This is a genomic window from Geminicoccus flavidas (assembly GCF_009806515.1).
GTDB classification, from domain to species: Bacteria; Pseudomonadota; Alphaproteobacteria; order Geminicoccales; family Geminicoccaceae; genus Geminicoccus; species Geminicoccus flavidus.
In genome coordinates this window covers 1-4,913 of sequence record NZ_WUJP01000541.1, presented here as the reverse complement: position 1 = coordinate 4,913, position 4,913 = coordinate 1, and the positions used below count along the sequence as shown (strand labels likewise).

Sequence of the window (4,913 nt, the reverse complement as noted above, 5' to 3'; positions counted from 1 at the left end):
CCGTGCGCGGCATCGCCGACCAGGGCCAGGCGCGGTGCCACGTAGCGGTCGGCATGCTGGCCGGAGAGCGGCCAGACGCCCACCGGGCTGTCCAGCTCTAGCTCGCCCAGTGCGTGTTCCAGTGCTTCGTCCAGCTCGGCCAGCAACTGCGCCGGCTCGCCTTCGGCCAGGGCCTTCGCCCGCTCCGGCGTTTCCACCCAGGTGATCCCGGTGCGGTCGGCGCGCAGCGGCAGCGTCGCGAGCGGCCCGCCCTTGCGCATCCGCTCCAGCACGGCACCGCCATTGTCGACCGGGTGGCGGATGATGAAGCCCAGGGCCGCATGGCCATAGCTCCAGCGGTGCAGGCCGATCCCGGCCAGCTTGCGTAGGCCGGAGCCGCGGCCATCGGCGCCGATCACCAAGCCGGCCGGCAGCCGGGCACCCGCTTCGGTGCGGACGGTGATGCCTTCGGCATCGCGCTCGATGGCACTCACCCGGTCGGTGATCAGGTGGCGACGGCCGGCCTGTTCCAGGAACAGGTCGAGCAGCACCTGGCGCAGGACCCGGTTCTCGAAGCCCTGGCCGAACGGGACCGGGCCCGGCGCGTCCTCCTCCTGGTAGCTGACCTTGGCAGCACTGCCGACGTCCAGCACCTCGACCCGCCGGATCGGCGCGCCATAGGGGGTCAGCGGCGCCCACAGGCCCAGCTCCTCAAGCTGCAGGATGCTGCCGGCCAGGAGCGCCAGGGTCCGCCCATCGGGGGGTGCCTTGCGGATTGCTGCCGGCGCCATCGGCTCGACCACCCGGACCTCGATGCCGTGACCTACGAGGGCCAAGCCCATGAGCAGGCCGGCATGGCCGCCGCCCACCACGACGACCTGGCCGTTCCCGCTCATCGGCCAGCTCCTCGCATCAGCCCTTTCCGGGCGCTCGACGACGCCGGGACGGGCAGGCTACGTTCAGGGCCGGTCGGGGATGTTGCGGTTGGTTCCATGCGTGTCGTTGCCCTTGTCTGCACCCTGTTGCTGACTGCCAGCCTGCCGGCGTCGGCCGATCAGGTCACCGATCAGATCGATTTGGGCAAGCAGTACTACGAGGAAGGTGACCTGGGTGGCGCCATCAACGAGCTGCAGTTCGCGATCCAGGACATCCGGTCGCAGCTCGCCGGGCAATACCGTGCGGGCTTCCCGCCAGCACCCACGGGCTGGACGTTCGAGGACAGCGAAGAGGACAGCAGTGCCGCCATGGCGATGTTCGGCGGCGGCACGTCGGTCGCGCGTATCTACACGCAGGAAGGCGGCGACGGCTCGATCGAGGCCCGGATCTCGGTGGACAACCCGATGATCCAGGGGTTGGCGGCGATGATCGGCAACCCGGCGCTGATCGCGGCCAATCCCGGCGCCAAGCGGGTCCGGGTCGGCCGGGACAATGCGATGGTGCAGTTCGAGGAGGGCGGCGACAGCGGCCAGGCCACGCTGATCCTGGGCGGGCGGATCATGCTGCAGCTCGAAGGGCGCGGGCTGGAGAACGGCCAGATCCTGGAGGACATGACCCAGACCTGGCAGGTCGACGCGCTCAAGAAGATCGCCGGGATGTGAGCGCGCCCCGTTGAACCAGGAATTGCTCTACTGGACGCTGGTGATCACCGGCGTCCTGATCAGCGCGCTCAGCAAAGGCGGGTTTGGTGGCGGGCTCGGCATGGTGTCGGTGCCGCTGATGAGCTGGGTGATGTCTCCTGCCCATGCCGCAGCGATCATGCTGCCGCTGCTCTGCCTGATGGACGCGATTGGCGTATGGGCGTATCGCCGTAGCTGGAGCCGGCACGCGGTGGCCGCACTCCTGCCCGGCGCGCTGGTCGGGATTGTGTTCGGCACCTTGGCGTTCGACTGGCTGTCGGAGGACGCGGTGCGCATTCTCCTGGGTGCCACTTCGGTGCTGTTCTCGCTGGACTGGTTCCTGCGCCCGGCAGCGCGGATCGGTAACGGCAAGCCGCCAAGGCCGCTGTCCGGCGTGCTGCTGGGCAGTGCCGCCGGCTTCACCAGCACGATCGCGCATGCCGGCGGCCCGCCCGCCAACCTCTATCTGGTGCCGCTGCGGCTGAACAAGACGGTGTTCGTCGGCACGATGACCATCCTGTTCACCGCCATCAATCTCGCCAAGCTGCCGCCCTACTTCATGATCGGTCTGTTCGACCGGTCGATCGTCACCACGATCCTCTGCATGGTGCCGGTGGCGGCGCTGGGCATGCTGGCGGGCGTGTGGCTGCACCACCGGGTCAGCGACCGCTGGTTCTATCCGTTGTGCGTGGGCTTTGTGCTGCTGACCGGGGTCAAGCTGCTCTGGGACGGGTTCATGTGACCCTACGGCTGGCCGGCCTCCTGCTGCCGATGGCGGCACCCGCCTTGGCCTGGCCGCTCAGCACGGCGATCCTTAGAATCAGGACCCGTAAACTGCCGTTAGGAGCTCATGAGCAAAGTTCCTTTCGAGATCCGGCCTGCCGTATCGTCTGATGCCGAGGAACTGCTGCGTCTGCGACATGCGCTGTGGCCCGACGACATGGATGCGGCCCAGGAGATCGCAGCCTACCTTGCCTCGCCCCCGGAGAACGCCATCGTCCTGGTTGCAGCCAAGCTCGGGGCAGGGCTGGCAGGCTTCATCGAGATGGGCCTTCGTGGCTACGCCGAGGGCTGCGGGCCAGGTCCCATCGCCTATATCGAGGGGTGGTATGTCGATGCGGATCTGCGTGGGCTGGGAGTCGGACTGGCCCTGGTTCGAGCCGGAGAGGATTGGGCCAAGGCGCGCGGCTTGAGCGAGATCGCCAGCGATGCCCTCATCACGAACGAGGGCAGTATCGCAGCCCATCGGGCTCTTGGATTCACCGAGGTCGAGCGGATTGTCTGCTTCTGGCGCAGCCTGTCGTGATGAACCGGCAAATCAAGTTCAAAGGTCCTCACCATAGGGTCAGGACCTCCAGGCCCTACGATTTCAACTGGTTAGGTGATTCATGCTGCCCGACTTCGAGGGCATGATGAGCGATCGGTTTTGGTTGACGGACGAGCAGGTGGAGCGGCTTCGGCCGCACGTCCGAAGGCCCGGGGCAAGCCACGGGTGGATGACCGAAGGCGTTGAGCGGGATCATCCACGTGAAGCGCAGCGGTCTTCGATGGCGGGACGCATCGCCGGTCTATGGCCCCCACAAGACCCTCTACAACCGCTTTGTGCGATGGTCGCGTCTGGGGTGTTCGCCCGCATCTTTCGTGGCTTGGTCCGGCCGGTGCGGACGGCGACATGCTCATGATCGACAGCACCCACCTCAAGGCACACCGGACAGCGGTGAGCCTCAGAAAAGGCGGCGCGTCCGCGCGCCATCGGGCGCACGGAGGGGTGGCTGAACTCCAAGCTGCATATGGTCAGCGATGGCCGAGGTCGGCCGCTGACCTTTTCTTTCTCTCGCCGGGCCAGATGAGCGATCCAGGGGCGCTCTGGTGCTCCTGGCCGACCTGCCACCGGTCAAGCGGTTGCTGGGCGACAAGGACTATGATGTCGATTGGCTACGAGACGAGTTGAAGGCTCGTGGCCTGCGCATCTGCATCCCGGCCCGACGGAAGAGGAAACGCCCCGCCACCCACTACACCCGCTGTGGCAACCTCTTCCTGTTAGCCATCTGCCTCGCAGCAGCCGTCTTCTTCTGGCTGCAAAAATGCGTCCTGATCCTAGGAAGTGCTGCGCTATCGCGGCCTGTGAAGCGACAGCTTGGCCGTTGGGACCGGCCTCACCTGTGCGGAAGCTAAGTAGGCCGATGCCTGGACGAACAGAGGCCAGCGCCGCCAGGATCACGGCCGCCGTCGCGGTTGACCGCGAATGGCAGAACCGTTCGATCAGCGGCGAGCGGCTCTGGTGCCTGGACGAGGGGCGGGCGCTGGCATTCTACGACCGCTGGCTCCAGGACCGATTCAAGGAGCCGGCCGGACTCGCGAAGGAGACCCGGCCGGCGGATAAGGTCAGGGAATGAGCACCGTGGCGCCGGTGGTCTTGCGCGCCTCCAGGTCGCGATGGGCCGCGGCCGCGTCGGCCAACGGATATTTCTGCTCCACCTGGATCTTCACGGCACGGCTCGCGACCACGTCGGTCAGGTCCCTGGCGGTCTCGAGCAGGTCCTGGCGCTCGGCGACATAGGAGAACAGGGTCGGCCGGGTCAGGAACAGGGAGCCCTTCTGGGCGAGCAGTCCGGTATCGAACGGCTCCACCTTGCCGGACGACTGGCCGAAGGTGACCATCATGCCGAGGCGCTTCAGGCAGTCCAGCGACTTCAGGAAGGTGTCCTTGCCGACCGAATCATAGACGACGTCCACGCCCTTGCCGCCGGTGAGCTCCTTGACCCGGGCGACGAAGTCCTCGCGGCTGTAGACGATCGGGTGGTCGCAGCCATGAGCCCTGGCGAGTTCGGCCTTCTCGTCGGTCGAGACCGTGCCGATTACCGTGGCACCCAGGTGCTTCGCCCACTGGCAGACGATCAGGCCTACACCGCCGGCCGCGGCATGGATCAGGATGGTGTGGCCGGCCTCAACGCGGAAGGTGCGGCGCAGGAGATAGCGGGCGGTCATGCCCTTCAGCATCATGGCACAGGCTACCTCGTCCGGGATCGAGTTCGGGACCGGGACGAGCGGGGCAGCCGGCATCACCCGCAGGTCGGTATAGGCACCGATCGGACCGGTGCCGTAGGCAACCCGCTGGCCGACCTGCAGGTCGACCCCCTCGCCGACCGCCTCGATGACACCGCAGGCCTCGAAGCCCGGCGTGAAGGGCAGAGGCGTGGGATAGAGGCCAGTGCGGAAGTAGCAGTCGATGAAGTTCAGGCCGACCGCGCGCTGGCGCAGCAGCACTTCGCCCGGGCCCGGCTGGGCCGGCTCAAAGCTCTCGGTTTCCAGCACCTC

Annotated in this window: 6 protein-coding genes and 1 pseudogene; 5 read left to right on the top strand and 2 right to left on the bottom strand. The window is 67.1% G+C overall.

Annotation, left to right across the window (positions count from 1 at the left end; all coding sequences use genetic code 11):
- Window positions 1-875 (bottom strand): FAD-dependent monooxygenase (locus EQG76_RS15280; RefSeq protein ID WP_159714952.1); only part of this gene is annotated, 875 nt, incomplete at its 3' end.
- 96 nt (window positions 876-971) lie between these two features.
- On the opposite strand from EQG76_RS15280, the gene EQG76_RS15275 reads away from it, so the two are divergent.
- The 5 genes and pseudogenes from EQG76_RS15275 (at window position 972) to EQG76_RS15255 (ending at window position 3,991) form a co-directional block, all read left to right on the top strand.
- On the top strand, window positions 972-1,577 hold the full coding sequence (locus EQG76_RS15275) for a hypothetical protein (RefSeq protein ID WP_159714951.1): 606 nt from the start codon (window positions 972-974) through the stop codon (window positions 1,575-1,577).
- Between the two features lie 10 nt (window positions 1,578-1,587).
- Window positions 1,588-2,337: a sulfite exporter TauE/SafE family protein gene (locus EQG76_RS15270; RefSeq protein ID WP_159714950.1), complete on the top strand. Its 750-nt coding sequence runs from the start codon at window positions 1,588-1,590 to the stop codon at window positions 2,335-2,337.
- Window positions 2,338-2,445: 108 nt separating this feature from the next.
- Window positions 2,446-2,901 (top strand): GNAT family N-acetyltransferase, encoded by a 456-nt coding sequence (locus tag EQG76_RS15265; protein ID WP_159714949.1) that lies wholly within the window; start codon window positions 2,446-2,448, stop codon window positions 2,899-2,901.
- A 106-nt stretch (window positions 2,902-3,007) separates the two neighbouring features.
- Window positions 3,008-3,674 (top strand): annotated as a pseudogene (locus tag EQG76_RS15260) (IS5 family transposase); the annotation flags it as partial.
- Between the two features lie 104 nt (window positions 3,675-3,778).
- A complete protein-coding gene (locus tag EQG76_RS15255; protein ID WP_159714947.1) occupies window positions 3,779-3,991 on the top strand; it encodes a hypothetical protein in 213 nt (70 codons plus the stop codon).
- On the opposite strand, the gene EQG76_RS15250 is transcribed toward EQG76_RS15255, so the two are convergent.
- The coding region (locus EQG76_RS15250; RefSeq protein ID WP_159714945.1) for a quinone oxidoreductase family protein at window positions 3,981-4,913 on the bottom strand (933 nt) is incomplete at its 5' end. The genes EQG76_RS15255 and EQG76_RS15250 overlap by 11 nt on opposite strands.

Coding starts and splice junctions, on each gene's coding strand:
- EQG76_RS15275 (WP_159714951.1), top strand. CDS start 972: ATGCGTGTCGTTGCCCTTGTCTGCACCCTGTTGCTGACTGCCAGCCTG.
- EQG76_RS15265 (WP_159714949.1), top strand. CDS start 2,446: ATGAGCAAAGTTCCTTTCGAGATCCGGCCTGCCGTATCGTCTGATGCC.
- EQG76_RS15255 (WP_159714947.1), top strand. CDS start 3,779: ATGCCTGGACGAACAGAGGCCAGCGCCGCCAGGATCACGGCCGCCGTC.